Origin of the sequence: Streptomyces sp. CB02058, from assembly GCF_001905505.1 — a bacterium.
Lineage (GTDB): Bacteria > Actinomycetota > Actinomycetes > Streptomycetales > Streptomycetaceae > Streptomyces.
In genome coordinates this window covers 1-17,569 of sequence record NZ_LIPG01000003.1, presented here as the reverse complement: position 1 = coordinate 17,569, position 17,569 = coordinate 1, and the positions used below count along the sequence as shown (strand labels likewise).

Sequence of the window (17,569 nt, the reverse complement as noted above, 5' to 3'; positions counted from 1 at the left end):
CGGCCGTGCGGGGAGCGATGTCGTGTTCACTCAGGGCTGCAAACATCAATTCCCCCCGTTCTGTTCCGTATCCTGTGCCCTCGCATTTTCGCCGAGTTCGCTCGAGAGCAGCTCCAGCAGACTCCGTACGCTCTCCTTACGGATGTCCGCCCGCCCGCCGTTCAACCTCAGCTCGGCGACATTCTCCACGCCGCCCGGTCCGGAAACAGCTATGAAGACCGTTCCGACGGACTTGCCGTCCTGCGGATCGGGACCCGCCACCCCGGTGGTCGACACTCCCCAGTCGGCACCCAGGACCCGGCGCACGCCGGCGGCCATGGCAGCCGCGACCTCCGGGTCCACCGCTCCGCGCTCGGCCAGGAGTGCGCCGTCGACGCCCAGCACATCCCGCTTCAAAGACGTGGCGTACGCCGTGACGGACCCGCGGAAGGACTGCGAGGCTCCCGGTACGGAGGTGAGCTCCGCGGCCACCAGACCGCCGGTGAGGGACTCGGCGACGCCGAGCGTCTCACCGCGCTCCTGGAGCCTGTGCAGCACCCGGGCCGCCTCGGATGTCACCGCTCGGCCTCCGAGGAACCCCGCGCACCCGCGACGGGTTCCGCGCCCCGGGCGCCCGCGACGGGCTCCACGACCGCTTCCACGCCCTCGTCGGCCTCAGGGGTGGCGACGCACTGGCCGTTGACGGATTCCTTGACGTCCGCCGCCGCAGCGACCGCCTCCAGGGCGGCCACCCGCTTCTCCGCGAGCCCGCGGCGGCGCAGCACGACGGCCTGGCGTACGTAGTCGAGACCGGTGACGACCGTCAGCACGACGGCGGCCATCATCACCCAGAAGCGCAGGGTCGCCAGGGGGCCCGTCAGCGCCAGGACGTACATGCCCACGGCGATGCCCTGGGCCAGGGTCTTCATCTTCCCGCCGCGGCTGGCCGGGATCACCGAGTGCCGGATGACCCAGAAGCGCATCAGGGTGATGCCGAGCTCCCGGAAGAGGATCACGCCGGTGATCCACCACGGCAGGTCGCCGAGGGAGGACAGACAGATCAGGGCGGCGCCCATGATGGCCTTGTCCGCGATCGGGTCGGCGATCTTCCCGAAGTCGGTGACCAGGTTGTACGTGCGTGCCAGATGGCCGTCGAAGACATCGGTGATCATCGCTACGGCGAAGGCCGCCCAGGCGAAGGCCCGCCACACCGGGTCGTAGCCGCCGTCGTGCAGGAGCAGCAGGACGAAGCCCGGGACCAGCAGCAGCCGCACCATCGTGAGGATGTTCGCGATGTTCCACAGGCCGGCCTGGTTGACGGCCGCCGCGCCCAGCTTGCCGCCACGGGGCGCCGGCGTAGCGCCGGAGCCCCCTGCCGCGGATGCCTGGGCTCCCGTCATCTGGCTGCCTCCGCAAGCTCGTGGTGTTCGGCCACGAGGTCCACTCCCTCGCTGCCCACTGCCTTCGCTTCGACCATACGGCCCGGCACGAGCCCCTCGCGTGCGGTGAACACGACCTGGCCGTCCGTTTCCGGAGCCTGGTGGGCGGCACGGCCCACGGCGACCGGCCCGTCCTCCTCGGACTCCACGGACTCGACGAGGACCTGGAGGGTCTCGCCGACCCGCTCCTCGGCCCGCTGCGAGGTCAGCTCCTCGGCGAGCTGCGAGATGTGCGCCAGGCGTTCGGCGATGACATCGGCGTCGAGCTTGTTCTCGTAGCCGACCGCCTCGGTCCCCTCCTCGTCGGAGTACCCGAAGACACCGATGGCGTCCAGGCGCGCGCCGGTGAGGAAGCGTTCCAGCTCGGCGAGGTCGGCCTCGGTCTCACCGGGGAAGCCGACGATGAAGTTCGAGCGGGCACCGGCCTGCGGCGCCTTGCTCCGGATGGTGTCCAGGAGCTCCAGGAAACGGTCCGTGTCGCCGAACCGCCGCATCGCGCGCAGGACCCCGGGGGCGGAGTGCTGGAAGGAGAGGTCGAAGTACGGGGCGACCTTGGGCGTCGAGGTCAGTACGTCGATCAGCCCGGGCCGCATCTCGGCGGGCTGGAGGTAGCTGACGCGGATCCGCTCGATCCCGTCGACGTCGGCGAGCTCGGGCAGCAGGGTCTCCAGGAGCCGGATGTCCCCGAGGTCCTTGCCGTAGGAGGTGTTGTTCTCGGAGACCAGCATGACCTCCTTGACGCCCTGCTCGGCGAGCCAGCGGGTCTCCTGGAGGACGTCCGAGGGGCGCCGGGAGATGAACGAGCCGCGGAAGGACGGGATGGCGCAGAAGGTGCAGCGCCTGTCGCAGCCCGAGGCGAGCTTCACCGAGGCGACGGGGCTGGTACCCAGCCTGCGGCGCAGCGGAGCCCTGGGCCCGGAGACGGGCGCGACGCCCTCCGGGAGGTCGGCCGGGGCGGGCGCGATCTCCTGGGCGTGGCCGGGCAGCGCCACGGCGGCGTCCTGGCGCTCGGCCGGGCTGATCGGCAGCAGCTTGCGCCGGTCGCGCGGGGTGTGGGAGGCGTGGATGCCGCCGTTGAGGATGGTCTGGAGGCGGTCGGAGATGTCGGCGTAGTCGTCGAATCCGAGGACGCCGTCCGCTTCCGGCAGCGCCTCGGCGAGGTCCTTGCCGTAGCGCTCGGCCATGCAGCCGACGGCCACGACGGCCTGGGTTCTGCCGTGATCCTTCAGATCGTTGGCTTCGAGCAGGGCGTCGACGGAGTCCTTCTTGGCGGCCTCGACGAATCCGCAGGTGTTGACGACGGCGACATCCGCGTCCGTGGCGTTCTCGACGAGCTCCCAGCCGTCCGCTGCCAAGCGGCCTGCAAGCTCCTCCGAGTCCACCTCGTTACGGGCGCAGCCAAGAGTGACAAGGGCGACGGTACGGCGTTCGGGCATGGGCTCAAGACTACTTTGTCCCGGCACTCGCCCCACCGTCCAGGGTTGACCGCTACAGGGAGTGACAGCGGAGGGTGCGCGGGAGAGGAGACAAAGAAGTGAGTGCCCGGCATGACTGCCGGGCACTCACCGATGGAAACCGCGCGGGTGGGAAGGTCAGCCGACCTCGGGGTCACCCTTGGTGTACGACAGCCGTTCGACCTGACCCGGCTCGAAACGGTCGTCGATCTTCTTGCCGTTCACGAAGAGGTCGATCGCCCCGGCGTCGCCGAGGACGAGGTCGACCCGCTCCTTGTCCTGGAAGGTCTTGGAGTCACCTTCGAGCAGCAGCCCGTCGAAGAGCAGCCGCCCGTTGTGGTCCTTGGCGGAGATCCAGCTCTTGCCCTCGGTGGCGCTCAGCCTGACGGTCACCTTGTCGCGGGGAGCCGCGGCGATGGCGCTTTCGGAGGGTGCGGGCTTGGGGTCGGCGGGCTTGGTGGTGGCCGGCCGGGACGTGGTCTTGTCGGGGGTGGATCCTTCGGCGACCTGTGCCGAGCCCGAACCCTCGTCCTCGCCGCTGAAGAGCGTGAAGCCGACGAAGCCGACCACGACGACGATCGCCGCGACCATGGCCGCGGTCCAGTTGGGCCGACGGGGTTCGGAGCGGATGCGCTCCGCCTCGAACAGAGGTGCCGCGGGCGTGGGTGCGGGACGGCCGCCGTGCTCGGCGTCGAACTCCGCGATCAGTGGATCGGGGTCGAGCCGGACGGCGCGGGCGAGCATACGGATATGACCGCGTGCGTACACGTCGCCGCCGCAGCGGGAGAAGTCGTCCTCCTCGATCGCGTGCACGATGGGGATGCGCACCCGGGTGGAGCTGCTGACTTCCTCGACCGTCAGACCTGCTGCGATGCGAGCCTGCTGAAGCGCGCGACCGATCGAAGGCCGGTCGTCTTCGGGGGAGTTGCCGATGGACACGGGGGCGCCTTTCGAGCGTGAGCCACCTGCTGGATGTTCAGTCTAGGGGTGGTACGAAAGGGTGGGGCAACCGGGAGCGACGACTTTGTACGCCATCGGGTTCGCCTGGCGGCCCCCTGGGCAGGACAGGGGATCGAGCACGGGACCGATCATCCCCTGCTCCTCCCTTCAACTTGACGTACGACCGGGCGAAACGGTTGCCCGCAATACTCTTACGAAGCGGTTTCCCCACGAATGACCGCCAACACTCCGTCGAGCTCGTCCGGCTTCACCAGGACGTCGCGCGCCTTGGAACCCTCGCTGGGGCCCACGATGTTGCGGGACTCCATGAGGTCCATCAGCCGTCCGGCCTTGGCGAAGCCGACCCTCAGCTTGCGCTGGAGCATGGATGTCGAGCCGAACTGTGTGGAGACGACCAGCTCGGCCGCCTGGCAGAGCAGGTCGAGGTCGTCGCCGATGTCCTCGTCGATCTCCTTCTTCTGCTTCGTGCCGACCGTCACGTCGTCGCGGAAGACCGGCGCCATCTGATCCTTGCAGTGCTGGACGACGGCCGCGACCTCGTTCTCGGTGACGAAGGCCCCCTGCATGCGGGTCGGCTTGTTCGCCCCCATCGGCAGGAACAGTCCGTCACCCTTTCCGATGAGCTTCTCGGCGCCGGGTTGATCGAGGATGACCCGGCTGTCGGCGAGCGACGAGGTCGCGAAGGCCAGCCGGGAGGGCACATTGGCCTTGATCAGACCGGTCACGACGTCCACCGACGGACGCTGCGTGGCGAGCACCAGATGGATGCCGGCGGCACGCGCCAGCTGGGTGATGCGGACGATGGAGTCCTCGACGTCACGCGGGGCCACCATCATCAGGTCCGCGAGCTCGTCGACGATCACCAGGAGGTACGGGTAGGGCGACAGCTCCCGCTCGCTGCCCTCGGGAGCCTTGGCCTTGCCGTTGCGCACGGCGTGGTTGAAGTCGTCGATGTGCCGGAAGCCGTACGCCGCGAGGTCGTCGTAGCGCAGGTCCATCTCCCGCACCACCCACTGGAGTGCCTCGGCGGCCTTCTTCGGGTTGGTGATGATGGGCGTGATCAGGTGCGGGATGCCCTCGTAGGCGGTGAGCTCGACACGCTTCGGGTCGACGAGCACCATCCGGACGTCGTCCGGTGTGGCCCGCACCATGATCGAGGTGATGAGGCAGTTGATGCAGGAGGACTTGCCGGAGCCGGTCGCACCGGCCACCAGGACGTGCGGCATGTTCGCCAGGTTGGCCATCTCGTAGCCGCCCTCGACGTTCTTGCCGAGCGCGACCAGCATCGGGTGGTCGTCCTCGGCGGCGTCCGCGAGGCGCAGTACGTCGCCGAGATTGACCATCTCCCGGTCGGAGTTGGGGATCTCGATGCCGACCGCGGACTTGCCGGGGATCGGCGAGATGATCCGGACGTCCGGGCTGGCGACGGCGTACGCGATGTTCTTGGTCAGGGCGGTGATCCGCTCGACCTTGACGGCCGGGCCGAGCTCCACCTCGTAGCGGGTGACCGTCGGGCCGCGGGTGAAACCGGTGACGGCCGCGTCGACCTTGAACTCGGTGAAGACGTTGGTCAGCGAGGCGACCACCGCGTCGTTGGCGGCGCTGCGGGTCTTGCCGGGGCCGCCCCGCTCCAGCAGGTCGAGCGACGGCAGCGAGTAGGTGATGTCGCCGGAGAGCTGGAGCTGCTCCGCGCGGGCCGGCAGCGGCTGCGAACGCTCGGGGGCCGGCTTGGTCAGGTCCGGTACGCCTCCGGAGGACGAGGCGGGCTTCTCCGGGCCCCCGTCGCCCGGGGACGCCTTACGGCCGGACCGCGCCCCGGGCACCGGGGTGCCGGTCCGCTCGCGCTCCCGTTCGGTGGAGACGCCCTGCGTCAGATCGGCGACGACCGGCGAGGGCGGCATGCCGTTGAGCACCGCCCCGTCGAGCGCGGCGGCCGCCGCGGCCGCGACGTCCACCGCGTCCATGGTGCGGTTCATCGCGGGCTGGGCGGAGGTCCTGCGCGGCCGGCGCCGCTTGGCCAGCGCATCGCTCTCGGCCTGGTCCGGGTCGTAGACGCCGTCGTGCTCCGAGCGGCGCGCGGAGGAGCGCCGTGAGCCCTCGGGCAGCGCCTCACGCCACTGTTCGTCGTACCTCTCGTCGTCGGCCTCCTCGCCCTCCCCCGGTACGTACACGGGGTCGACGATGCCGAGCCGGACTCCGAGCTGGCGCAGCCGCCGGGGGATGGCGTTGACCGGGGTGGCGGTGACGACGAGGAGCCCGAAGACGGTCAGCAGCAGGAGCAGCGGGACGGCGAGCACCTCGCCCATCGTGAAGACGAGGGGCTGGGACGCGGCCCAGCCGATGAGCCCTCCGGCGTCCTGCATGGCGGCGGTCCCGTCCTCGCGGCCGGGCGATCCGCAGGCGATGTGCACCTGCCCGAGCACTCCGATAACGAGGGCGGAGAGGCCGATGACGATACGGCCGTTGGCCTCCGGCTTCTCCGGATAGAGGATCAGCCGCACGGCGACGGCGCCCAGCAGTATCGGCACGAGCAGGTCGAGCCGGCCGAACGCCCCGGTGACGAGCATCTCGACGAGATCGCCGACGGGGCCTTGCAGATGTGACCAGGTGCCCGCGGCCACGATCAGCGCGAGACCGAGGAGCAGCAGGGCGAGGCCGTCCTTGCGGTGGGCGGGGTCAAGTCCCTTGGCGCCGCGCCCTATGGAGCGGAAGACCGCCCCGACGCCGTGCGCCGTGCCCAGCCAGAGTGCGCGGACGAGCCGGTACACGCCCCCGGTGGGGGACGGTGCGGGCTTGGGCGCGGGCTTCTTGGCCGCCGCCTTCTTCGCGGGTGCCTTCTTGGCGGGCACGGCCTTCTTCGCCGCCGCCTTCTTGGCGGGCGCGGCTTTCTTCGCCGGTCCCTGGGTACGGCCGGAGCGCTTCTCGGTGCCCGCCGTGCCCAGGGAACCCTTGCCGGACGTACGTGAGGCCATGTGACTGAGGTTACCGGTGCCGACGTCGGTGGACACGTGTGCCTACGGCATCACCCGTCCGTGTCGCCCTTGCCCGGGCGCAGAACTGACGCCCCCTCAACCGAAGGGGTCAGCCCTGCGTGGGCAGCGGGGCGGTGGAACCGCCGGTGCCGGGTTCCAGTGCGTCGAGCGCGCGGCGCAGCCCGGTGAGCTTGCGTTCGAGATGGGCGGCGGTGGCCACGGCCGCGGCGTCCGCCGATTCGTCGTCCAGCTGCTTGGAGAGCGCCTCGGCCTGCTCCTCGACGGCGGCGAGCCGCGCGGAGAGCTCGGCGAGGAGACCGGCCGGCTCCTTCTCGTCGACGCCCTGGTGCGCGCCGCCTTCGAGCTGGAGCCTGAGCAGCGCGGCCTGTTCACGCAGCTGGCAGTTCTTCATGTACAGCTCGACGAAGACCGAGACCTTGGCGCGCAGCACCCAGGGGTCGAAGGGCTTCGAGATGTAGTCCACCGCACCGGCCGCGTAACCCCGGAAGGTGTGGTGCGGGCCGTGGTTGATCGCGGTGAGGAAGATGATCGGGATGTCCCGGGTCCGCTCCCGCCGCTTGATGTGCGCGGCTGTCTCGAACCCGTCCATACCGGGCATCTGCACGTCCAGCAGAATGACCGCGAAATCGTCCGTGAGCAGCGCTTTGAGCGCCTCCTCCCCTGACGATGCCCGCACCAGTGTCTGATCGAGCGCAGAGAGGATGGCCTCCAGCGCCAGCAGATTCTCCGGCCGGTCATCGACCAGGAGGATCTTGGCCTTCTGCACCATGGCCCGTCCTCCTCGCCCCGGAATCGCACCGGGTGCCGCCCCAGGGGACGACTCTCTTACGCCGTCCGTCCTTGTGCCGGTCATGGTAGCCGCACCCCGCCCGTCACCACACCCTGTCACCGCGATGTCACTGTGCACAGAGCGAAAACGCGGTCGAGGTCCAGAAGGTTCCCCGAAATCGCTCGCTCACACTCTTCCGGCCACAGCGGGCCGGCCGATTCCGGGGATCCGTTCTCCGTCAGGTCACTCTCCGCGCATCCAGTTCTCCATCACGCCCAGCAGGTGGTCGGAGTCCACCGGCTTGGTCACGTAGTCGGAGGCTCCGCAGTCGATCGCCTTCTCGCGGTCGCCCTTCATCGCCTTGGCCGTCAGTGCGACGATCGGCAGACCGGCGAACTGCGGCATCCTGCGGATCGCCGTCGTCGTGGCGTAGCCGTCCATCTCCGGCATCATGATGTCCATCAGAACGATCGTCACATCGTCGTGCTGCTCCAGGACTTCGATGCCCTCACGGCCGTTCTCCGCGTACAGCACCGACAGACCGTGCTGCTCCAGCACGCTGGTGAGCGCGAAGACGTTGCGGATGTCGTCGTCGACGATCAGCACCTTCTCGCCGTGGAAGCGGAACGTCCGGCGGGGCTCCTGCTCCTCCTGCGGGCCCTGCACCCACTCCTCGGTCGCCGCGCTCTCCTCGCCCGACCTGCCGTTGGGCAGGGCCGGGCGCTGCGACGCTCCGCCCAGGGCCTTGCGCCGGCGCCTGAACACCCCCGCGGAGTTGGCCGGATCGCCGAAGGGCGGCTCGTTCCCGTTGCGCTGGGCGGCCTCCAGGTGGGGTCCGCCCTCGGCCGACTGCCCGTGGACCTCGATGGGGCCGGGCCCCATCTGCGGGTAGCCCTGCGGCGGCAGCTCGCTCGGGTGCAGCGGCAGGTAGAGGGTGAACGTCGATCCGCGTCCCGGTTCGCTGGCCGCGTGGATCTCACCGCCCAGCAGACGGGCGATCTCACGGCTGATGGAGAGGCCGAGGCCCGTGCCGCCGTACTTGCGGCTGGTCGTGCCGTCCGCCTGCTTGAACGCCTCGAAGATCACCAGCATCTTGCTGGACGCGATGCCGATCCCGGTGTCGGTGACCGAGAACGCGATGAGGTCGCCGTCCGCGTCGCGCAGCGAACCGGCCTCCAGCAGATGCTCCCTGATGGAGTTCGGGACATCGGCACCGGCCGGCCGGATCACCAGCTCCACGGCCCCGCTGTCGGTGAACTTCACCGCGTTGGACAGGAGGTTGCGCAGGACCTGGAGCAGCCTCTGCTCGTCCGTGTGGAGCGTCGCGGGCAGCTCCGGGGAGACCCGTACGGAGAAGTCGAGCCCCTTCTCCGCGGTGAGCGGCCGGAACGTCGCCTCGACGTAGTCGACCAGCTGCACCAGGGCGATCCGGGTCGGACTGACGTCCATCTTGCCCGCCTCGACCTTGGACAGGTCGAGGATGTCGTTGATCAGCTGGAGCAGGTCGGAACCCGCGCCGTGGATCGTCTCGGCGAACTCCACCTGCTTCGGGGAGAGATTGCCCTCGGCGTTGTCGGCGAGCAGCTTGGCGAGGATGAGCAGCGAGTTGAGCGGGGTGCGCAGCTCGTGCGACATGTTCGCCAGGAACTCGGACTTGTAGCGCATCGAGACGGCGAGCTGTTCGGCACGCTCCTCCAGGACCTGCCGCGCCTCCTCGATCTCGGTGTTCTTGACCTCGATGTCGCGGTTCTGCTGCGCGAGCAGCTCGGCCTTCTCCTCCAGCTCCGCGTTGGACGCCTGCAGCGCCTTCTGCCGGTTCTCCAGCTCCTGGGAACGGTCCCTCAGCTGCTCGGTGAGCTCCTGCGACTGCTCCAGGAGCTTCTCGGTCTTCGTGTTGACGCTGATGGTGTTGACGCTCGTGGCGATCATCTCGGCGAGCTGGTTGAGGAAGTCCCGCTGGATGTGCGTGAACGGCTGGAAGGAGGCCAGCTCGATGACACCCAGCACCTGGCCCTCGAAGAGCACCGGCAGCACGATCACGTGCGCGGGCGGTGCCTCTCCCAGACCGGAGGAGATCTTCAGGTACCCCGGCGGCACGTTGTCCACCTGGATGGTCCGCTTCTCCTCGGCCGCCGTGCCGATGAGCGTCTCACCGGGGCGGAACGAGGTCGGCATGGAGCCCGCCGAATAGCCGTAACTGCCGCGCATGCGCAGCTCGTACGAGCTCTCGTTGCCGCTGTCGGAGCCCACCTCGCCACCGTCGCCGGTGCTCATGGCCAGGAAGAACGCGCCGTGCTGGGCGGAGACGACCGGGGTCAGCTCGCTCATGATCAGCGAGGCGACGTCGTCCAGGTCGCGGCGGCCCTGCATCAGACCGGAGATCCGTGCGAGGTTGCCCTTGAGCCAGTCCTGCTCCTTGTTGGCCAGGGTGGTGTCGCGCAGGTTGGCGATCATCGTGTTGATGTTGTCCTGCAGCACCTGGATCTCGCCCGCCGCGTCGACGTCGATCTTCAGGTTGAGATCGCCGCGGGTCACCGCGGTGGCGACGGCCGCGATGGCACGCACCTGTCGGGTCAGGTTGCCCGCCATCTCGTTCACCGACTCGGTGAGGTCGCGCCAGGTCCCGTCGACGTCACGCACCCGGGCCTGCCCGCCGAGCTGTCCCTCGGTGCCCACCTCGCGGGCGACCCGGGTCACCTGCTCCGCGAACGAGGAGAGCTGGTCGACCATCGTGTTGATGGTGTCCTTCAGCTGCAGGATCTCGCCCTGCGCGTCGATGTCGATCTTCTTGGTGAGATCGCCCTTGGCGATGGCCGTGGTGACCGTCGCGATCTGGCGCACCTGACCGGTCAGGTTGGACGCCATCGAGTTCACGGACTCGGTGAGGTCCTTCCAGGTGCCGGAGACGCCCGGGACGCGTGCCTGGCCGCCCAGTTCGCCCTCGGTGCCCACCTCACGGGCGACGCGGGTGACCTCGTCGGCGAAGGAGGACAGGGTCGTCACCATCGTGTTGACCGTGTCGGCGAGTTCGGCGACCTCGCCGCGCGCCTCGACCGTGACCTTCTTCGTCAGGTCACCGTTGGCGACCGCCGACGACACCCGGGAGATGTTGCGCACCTGGCTGGTCAGGTTGTTGGCCATCAGGTTGACGTTGTCGCTGAGGTCCTTCCAGATGCCCGTCGCACCGCGCACCCTGGCCTGACCCCCGAGGATGCCCTCGGTGCCCACCTCGCGGGCGACCCTCGTCACCTCGTCGGCGAAGTTGAGCAGCTGGTCGACCATCGTGTTGACCGTCGTCACCAGTTCGAGGATCTCGCCCTTGGCGTCCACGGTGATCTTCTTGGAGAGATCGCCCTTGGCGACCGCGGTGGTCACCTCGGCGATGTTGCGCACCTGGAGGGTGAGGTTGTTCGCCATGCCGTTGACGGACTGGGTGAGGTCCTTCCACGTGCCGGAGACGCCCTGTACCTCCGCCTGCCCGCCGAGGATGCCCTCCGTGCCCACCTCGCGGGCCACCCGGGTCACCTGCTCCGCGAAGTTCGACAGCTGGTCGACCATGGTGTTGAGGGTGTTCTTCAGCTCGAGGATCTCGCCCCGGGCGTCCACGTCGATCTTCTGCGACAGGTCGCCCCGCGCCACCGCCGTGGCGACCTGGGCGATGTTGCGGACCTGGGCGGTGAGGTTCCCCGCCATGCCGTTCACCGAGTCGGTCAGATCGCGCCACACGCCTGCCACGCCGGGCACCTGTGCCTGACCGCCCAGACGGCCGTCGGTGCCCACCTCGCGGGCGACCCTGGTCACCTGGTCGGCGAACGCGGAGAGCTGGTCGACCATGGTGTTGATGGTGTTCTTCAGCTCGAGGATCTCGCCCCGGGCGTCCACGTCGATCTTCTGCGACAGGTCGCCCCGCGCCACCGCCGTCGTCACCTGGGCGATCTGCCGCACCTGGGAGGTGAGGTTGCCGGCCATGAAGTTGACGGAGTCGGTGAGCTCCTTCCACGTACCGGAGACACCGTCGACGCGCGCCTGGCCACCGAGACGGCCCTCCGTGCCCACGTCCCGCGCCATCCGCGTCACCTGGTCGGCGAAGTTGGAGAGCTGCGCCACCATCGTGTTGACGGTGTTCTTCAGCTCCAGCATCTCACCGGCCACGTCGACGGTGACCTTCTGCGACAGGTCTCCGTTGGCGACCGCGGTGGTCACCTGCGCGATGTCGCGCACCTGGCCCGTGAGGTTGCGGAAGGCGGTGTTCACCGAGTCGGTGAGGTCCTTCCAGGTGCCGGCCGCACCGGGCACCTCGGCCTGACCGCCGAGGCGTCCCTCGACGCCGACCTCCCGGGCGACCCGGGTGACCTCCGAACCGAAGGCCTGGAGCTGGTCCACCATCGTGTTGACGGTGTTCTTCAGCTCCAGCATCTCGCCGGCCACGTCGACGGTGACCTTCTGCGTCATGTCACCGCTGGCCACCGCCGTGGTCACCTGCGCGATGTCACGCACCTGCGTCGTGAGGTTCCGGAAGACCGTGTTCACCGAGTCGGTGAGGTCCTTCCAGGTGCCCGCGGCGCCCGGCACCTGTGCCTGGCCGCCGAGCAGGCCCTCGCCGCCGACCTCGCTGGCGACACGTGTGACCTCGTCCGCGAAGGTGCGCAGCGTCTCCGTCATCTGGTTGATCGTCTCGGCGAGCTGCGCGACCTCGCCGCGTGCGCTCACCGTCACCTTCTGGGACAGGTCGCCGTTCGCCACGGCCGTCGTCACCTCGGCGATACCGCGTACCTGGGAGGTGAGGTTGCCGGCCATCGTGTTGACGGAGTCCGTGAGGTCCTTCCAGACCCCGGCCACCCCCGGCACCGTCGCCTGACCGCCCAGCTCGCCCTCGGTGCCCACCTCACGGGCGACGCGCGTCACCTCGGAGGAGAACGACGACAGCTGGTCCACCATCGTGTTGACGGTGTTCTTCAGCTGGAGCATCTCACCGGCCACATGGACGGTGACCTTGCGCGACAGGTCTCCCTTGGCGACGGCGGTCGTCACCAGGGCGATGTCACGCACCTGCGCGGTCAGCCGGTACGCCATGGTGTTGACGGAGTCGGTGAGGTCCTTCCAGGACCCGGACATGCCGCGCACCTGGGCCTGGCCGCCGAGCTTGCCCTCCGTGCCCACCTCGACCGCTACACGCGTCACCTGCTCGGTGAACGCGGAGAGCTGGTCGACCAGGTTGTTGACCGTCCGGGCGACCTTCAGGAACTCGCCGCGCAGCGGCCGTACGGTCTCGTCCGGCGCGTGGGTCCGCAGCTCCATCCGCTGTTCGAGATCACCGTCGGCGACCGCGGAGAGTACCCGTCCGACCTCGGACACGGGTCGCGCCAGATCGTCGACGAGCTCGTTGGAGGCGTCGATCGCGGCAGCCCAGGAGCCCTCGCAGGCACCGGTCTCCAGGCGCTCGGTCAGCTTTCCCTCGCGTCCGACCACCCGCCGCACCCTGGCGAGCTCGCCCGTGAGGTGAAGATTGCGGTCGGCGACCTCGTTGAAGACCGCCGCGATCTCCGTGAGCACGCCGTCACCGGAGACGGTCAGCCGCCTGCGGAAATTGCCGTCACGCATCGCCACGAGAGCGGCCAGCAGTCTGTTCAGAGCTGCCGCGTCCACGTCGATGGTGCCATTGCGCTGCTTTTTCACGGACTGCCCGCCTTTTGTGCGCGTTCCTGAACCCCGCGCCGCCACGCCAGACTCCACCGTGTCCCTCCCGCAGGGGTTGACCGTATCGCTCGGGCCGTTGTCGGAAGCTTGCCCATCTTCCACTTTGGCTCACCGCCACAGAACACCGTCGACGGGTGACTATGCGGTCGTCAAATCGTTGAAACGTACCAGGCGGGAACGGGGGGACGGGGAAGGTCTCATGGTCGTCCCATTTCCCTCACCGCGGGCCCCATGTTTGTGCGCCCGGCGCACGCCCCCGGGTGGCATGCGTACCCAAGTCCGCCCTCGTGTACCCGGGACACCTGGCGAGCGTCTAGCCTGGCAGGCGAATCGAAGCGGCGAGAAACGGGCACAGGACTCGGGGAAGCGACGAGACACCATATGGGGAGTGCTGTGATCACCGCGCGCGCGGCTGCCACCTTCGATCCGGTCGGACGCTCGGTCGCGACCGCCCGCGCATTCGTCCGGGACACCCTCCAGGGGTGGGGGTACACCGATGTCGTCGACGACGCCGTCGTCCTGACCAGTGAACTCGTGACCAACGCGGTCGTGCACGCGGGCACGGCCGCCGATGTGCTCTGTCTGCGCACCGAGGACGGGGTGCGCGTCGAGGTCTCCGACCACTACCCGGAGCGGGAGGTACCGCTCCAGAGCTCCGGTCTCGACTTCGGCAGCCCGGACCGGGAGGGCGGCCGCGGGCTGCTGCTCTGTGCCGCCCTGGCCAGCCGCTGGGGCGTCGAGTACACGCCCACCCACAAGCACGTGTGGTTCCAGCTCGATCTTCCCGAGCGCCCCGTGGGCATCCGCTCCGCGAGCCCGGTCCTGCCCACCGCGCTGCTGCCCGTGGCGGAGCAGCGGGTACGGGTGGCGGTCGTCCAGATCGCCGGCTCCGGCTCCATCGCCGCGTGGAACGACGACGCGTCCTTCCTCTTCGGTTACGCGGCGGAGCAGGTCGACGGCAAGCAGTTCACCGACTTCGTGGCGTGGCCGCACACCCCGGGCACCAGCACCGGCATCGCCGACGCGCTGCAACTCTCCCGCTGGGAGGGCAGCTACGGCATTCGCGGCGCCGACGGCCGTGTGATCCCGGTGTACGCCTCGCATCTCAGGGTCCGCGACGCCGAGGGCGAGCCCTCGACGGTCTGCCTCCTCGTACGCGACTACGAACGCGCCGTGCTCCAGACGCCGGTCCGCGCTCCCGTCACCGACACCGCGGCGGAGAACCGCAGTACGGATCCCTTCGAGATCTTCATCGGCTCCCCCGCGCCGGACGACCTGGACGGTCTCCTCCAGCGCACGGTCGAGCGGGCCCGCGACATGCTGGACGCCGACTCCGCGTTCCTGCTGCTGGCCACGGACGACGAGACGGAGCTGGAGGTCCGGGCGACGACCGGCCTCCCCTCGGCCCGCCAGCGCTTCGCACGGGTCCCCGTGGAGGCGGGCACGGGCCGCTACGGCTCAGCCCGTATGCCGGCCGTCCACGAGGACCTCACCGTCGTCCCCGGCGCCGTGCCGCTGCTCAGTGACACCGGGATGCGTTCGGTCGTGACGGTCCCGCTCAAGGTCGAGGGCCGCCTCACCGGTTCTCTCGGTGTCGCGGCCGAGGCAGCGGGACGGTACTCCAACGAGGAGGCGCTGCGGCTGCAGTTCGCCGCGGACCGCATCGCGCTGGCCGTCGAGTCGGCGAGACTCGGCGAGCTGGAGCGTCTGAGGCGCGGCTCGCTGTCCTTCCTCGTCGAGGCGTCCGATCTGCTGGCCGGCACGCTGGACAGGGACCAGACGCTGGCGCTGATGGCGCAGATGACCGTCCCCACGCTGGCCACCTGGTGCGCCGTCTACACGATCGCCGACCAGTCGTCGGAGCCGTATCTTTCCTACGTCCTCCACGAGGACGAGGAGCGCATCGACGGCCTCAAGGCCCTGCTCTCCTCCATCGCCCCGCCGGACCCCGTCCCGGCCCCGGGCGCCCGCCTCTGGACCGCGCCCACGGAAGCCGGTCACCAGGCCGCCCTGCGCACCTCCAAGCGGACCCTGGGCAGGGACGCGCCCCTGAGCATGGGAACGGCGGCGCGCACCACGCTGGCCACGGCGGCCGCCGTCGGAGGCGAGACCGTCGTCCTGCCCCTGGTGGCGAGGAACCGTGTGATCGGCATGCTCACGCTCGGCAAGCCGTCCGACGAACACTTCCGCCAGGAAATCCTGGAACTGGCCGAGGACTTGTCCCGACGGGCCGCTCTGGCCCTGGACAACGCCCGCCTGTACTCGGAGCGCATGGCCATCAGCCAGTCCCTCCAGCGCAGCCTGCTGCCGCCGGGACTGCCCGATGTGCCCAACGTCGAGATCGAGGTCATCTACCGCGCGGCGGGCGAGGGCAACGAGGTCGGCGGCGACTTCTACGACGTGTTCCCCATCCGCGACGGCGCCTACGGCTTCGCCATCGGCGACGTCTGCGGTACGGGTCCTGAGGCGGCTGCCGTCACCGGCCTCGCCCGGCATGCCCTGCGCCTGCTGGCCCGCGAGGGCTTCGGCGGCCCGGCGGTCCTGGAACGGCTCAACGCCGCCATCCTGGACGAGGGCGCCCGCAGCCGCTTCCTCACCCTGCTCTACGGGGAGTTGTGGCCGCAGGAGGACGGCAGTGCCCTCCTGAAGGTGGTCTGCGCCGGCCACCCGCTCCCCCTGCGTCTGCGCCAGGACGGCTCGGTGGAGCCTGCGGCCGAACCGCAGCCACTGCTGGGAGTCATCGAGGACCTGGAGCTCTACGAGCAGGAGGTCACCCTGGAGCCGGGTGACGTGCTCCTGTGCGTGACCGACGGCGTCACGGAACGACGCGAGGGGTCCCGCATGCTGGGCGACGACGGCCTGGCCGATGTCCTCGCCATGTGCACGGGCCTGACCGCAGGTGCGGTGGCAGGCCGCATCCTGCGGGCCGTGGAGCGTTTCGCCGCGGAGCCCGCGTCCGACGACATGGCGATCCTGGCCATGCGCGTCCCGGAGCCGCACACCTTCTAGTCGCACCACGCCGAGGGCGGGCGCCCGTCGCACCCCGCCCTCGGCGGACTGCCTGCCTTGATCTCCACCCCGATGCCCGCGTCCCTCTCCGGCGCGGGCATCCGGCATCCGAGGGCCAACCGGAGTCGTTCGTCGTGAAGGACGAGGCCCAGGAGACTGGGCGTGGACGGTTCCACCGTCGTCCTGGCCAGGTCCTCCGACCGCAGCCCGGCACATTTGGCCGTCAGCGTCTCCCGGTGCCACTGCAGCCGGCCCTGCGGCATCCGACGCTCGGGGAGGGTTCCCCGGCTTCCGAGCTCGACGGTCCGGACGACGGGCGGTGCTGCCCATGCCATGCGCTCACCTTGTCCGTCGTGGTGGCCGGGCCCGACAGGAAGGCCGGCTCCGGCCTGGCAGCATGCCTCCATGGCCATTCCCTCGCCCGACGGCGACTATGCGATCACCACGATGTACTCCGGGCCCGACGACTCCTGGTACCTGGAGCTGGATCTCGTCGCCGACGGCCGAACCCTGGTCACGGCGATCGTCCCCGACGAGGATCCGGCGCGAGAGCCCACGGTCTGCTTCGACACCCTGGGCGGGCACCTGGACATCCCCTACACGGTGATCCGCTGGTTCATGGACCAGGTCGAGGCAGAGATCCGCACGTCGCGCGCGTGGATGCGGCTGCGACCGGAACTCGTGGAGATCGTCCACGGCCTGCGTCAGGAGTTCCTGGGAGTCATCAGTGACGACGAGTTCCGGGAGGTTCTGCCAGGCATACGCACCAAGGTCACGGAAGCAGACCTCCCCGCGGTCCTCGCCGCCTCCTTCGGACGGAGGCCTGACGGCACCACCACGGACGAGGTGGAAGCACTCGTGACCGCAGCGGCCACGACCACGAAGCCGGCGGGACCTGGTGCTGCGTGCGCGTAGGGGCGCGAGTCCTGCGAACCGGGTACGAAAAAGGCCCCCGCCGATGGCGGGAGCCTTTTTCTTCGGAGCCCCAATGCGGAATCGAACCGCAGACCTTCTCCTTACCATGGAGACGCTCTACCGACTGAGCTATTGGGGCCTGCTGCCTTGCGGCAACGAGGTAAAGCATACCCCGAACTTCGGGGTGCTCATAACCAAAGGTTCGAGCTTCTTTCGAGGTGGCACCGGGGCTCCGGAGCGCACCCTGGTGCCCACGCGGCCGGCCGGGGCGGGCCGCAGACACAGACGGCGACCCGCGGCCACGACATGACCCGTGAACGCAGAAAAGCCCCGTGCCACAAGGGCACGGGGCTT

General features: G+C 69.5%; 10 protein-coding genes and 1 tRNA gene. 2 read left to right on the top strand and 9 right to left on the bottom strand.

The features are described from left to right. Positions 1–45: 45 nt before the first annotated feature. From AMK10_RS13815 to AMK10_RS13785, 7 genes are all read right to left on the bottom strand, one after another. Positions 46–558 (bottom strand): CinA family protein, encoded by a 513-nt coding sequence (locus AMK10_RS13815; protein WP_073748070.1) that lies wholly within the window; start codon positions 556–558, stop codon positions 46–48. Continuing rightward, positions 555–1,379 (bottom strand): CDP-diacylglycerol--glycerol-3-phosphate 3-phosphatidyltransferase, encoded by an 825-nt coding sequence (pgsA, locus tag AMK10_RS13810; protein ID WP_073748069.1) that lies wholly within the window; start codon positions 1,377–1,379, stop codon positions 555–557. Before pgsA ends, AMK10_RS13815 begins: the two co-directional genes overlap by 4 nt. Further along, the gene (rimO, locus tag AMK10_RS13805) at positions 1,376–2,854 is read right to left on the bottom strand and encodes a 30S ribosomal protein S12 methylthiotransferase RimO (protein WP_073748068.1); all 1,479 of its coding nucleotides are present in this window, start codon (positions 2,852–2,854) and stop codon (positions 1,376–1,378) included. Before rimO ends, pgsA begins: the two co-directional genes overlap by 4 nt. A gap of 156 nt (positions 2,855–3,010) precedes the next feature. Then, the gene (locus AMK10_RS13800; protein ID WP_073748067.1) at positions 3,011–3,811 is read right to left on the bottom strand and encodes a helix-turn-helix domain-containing protein; all 801 of its coding nucleotides are present in this window, start codon (positions 3,809–3,811) and stop codon (positions 3,011–3,013) included. Between the two features lie 212 nt (positions 3,812–4,023). After that, positions 4,024–6,804 (bottom strand): DNA translocase FtsK, encoded by a 2,781-nt coding sequence (locus AMK10_RS13795; RefSeq protein ID WP_073749255.1) that lies wholly within the window; start codon positions 6,802–6,804, stop codon positions 4,024–4,026. 109 nt (positions 6,805–6,913) lie between these two features. Next, complete coding sequence (locus AMK10_RS13790; protein ID WP_073748066.1) at positions 6,914–7,594, bottom strand: response regulator; 681 nt, start codon at positions 7,592–7,594, stop codon at positions 6,914–6,916. A 243-nt stretch (positions 7,595–7,837) separates the two neighbouring features. Further along, positions 7,838–13,270 carry a HAMP domain-containing protein gene (locus AMK10_RS13785; protein WP_073748065.1) on the bottom strand — a complete coding sequence of 1,811 codons (5,433 nt, stop codon included), beginning with the start codon at positions 13,268–13,270 and terminating at the stop codon, positions 7,838–7,840. A gap of 414 nt (positions 13,271–13,684) precedes the next feature. Between AMK10_RS13785 and AMK10_RS13780 the strand changes: the two genes are divergently transcribed. Continuing rightward, positions 13,685–16,300, top strand: coding sequence for a SpoIIE family protein phosphatase (locus AMK10_RS13780; RefSeq protein WP_073748064.1), 2,616 nt, complete (start codon positions 13,685–13,687; stop codon positions 16,298–16,300). On the opposite strand, the gene AMK10_RS13775 is transcribed toward AMK10_RS13780, so the two are convergent. Further along, the gene (locus tag AMK10_RS13775) at positions 16,297–16,635 is read right to left on the bottom strand and encodes a mycothiol transferase (RefSeq protein ID WP_198959702.1); all 339 of its coding nucleotides are present in this window, start codon (positions 16,633–16,635) and stop codon (positions 16,297–16,299) included. The genes AMK10_RS13780 and AMK10_RS13775 overlap by 4 nt on opposite strands. Positions 16,636–16,705: 70 nt before the next feature. On the opposite strand from AMK10_RS13775, the gene AMK10_RS13770 reads away from it, so the two are divergent. Beyond that, a complete protein-coding gene (locus AMK10_RS13770; RefSeq protein ID WP_073748062.1) occupies positions 16,706–17,215 on the top strand; it encodes a hypothetical protein in 510 nt (169 codons plus the stop codon). Positions 17,216–17,281: 66 nt separating this feature from the next. Here AMK10_RS13770 and AMK10_RS13765 read toward each other — a convergent pair. Next, positions 17,282–17,354, bottom strand: a tRNA-Thr gene (locus AMK10_RS13765). Positions 17,355–17,569 lie beyond the last annotated feature (215 nt).

Excerpts from the sequence above, each read along its gene's own strand:
- pgsA (WP_073748069.1), bottom strand. The coding sequence starts at position 1,379 with ATGACGGGAGCCCAGGCATCCGCGGCAGGGGGCTCCGGCGCTACGCCG.
- rimO (WP_073748068.1), bottom strand. The coding sequence starts at position 2,854 with ATGCCCGAACGCCGTACCGTCGCCCTTGTCACTCTTGGCTGCGCCCGT.
- AMK10_RS13795 (WP_073749255.1), bottom strand. The coding sequence starts at position 6,804 with ATGGCCTCACGTACGTCCGGCAAGGGTTCCCTGGGCACGGCGGGCACC.
- AMK10_RS13790 (WP_073748066.1), bottom strand. The coding sequence starts at position 7,594 with ATGGTGCAGAAGGCCAAGATCCTCCTGGTCGATGACCGGCCGGAGAAT.
- AMK10_RS13775 (WP_198959702.1), bottom strand. The coding sequence starts at position 16,635 with ATGGCATGGGCAGCACCGCCCGTCGTCCGGACCGTCGAGCTCGGAAGC.
- AMK10_RS13770 (WP_073748062.1), top strand. The coding sequence starts at position 16,706 with ATGGCCATTCCCTCGCCCGACGGCGACTATGCGATCACCACGATGTAC.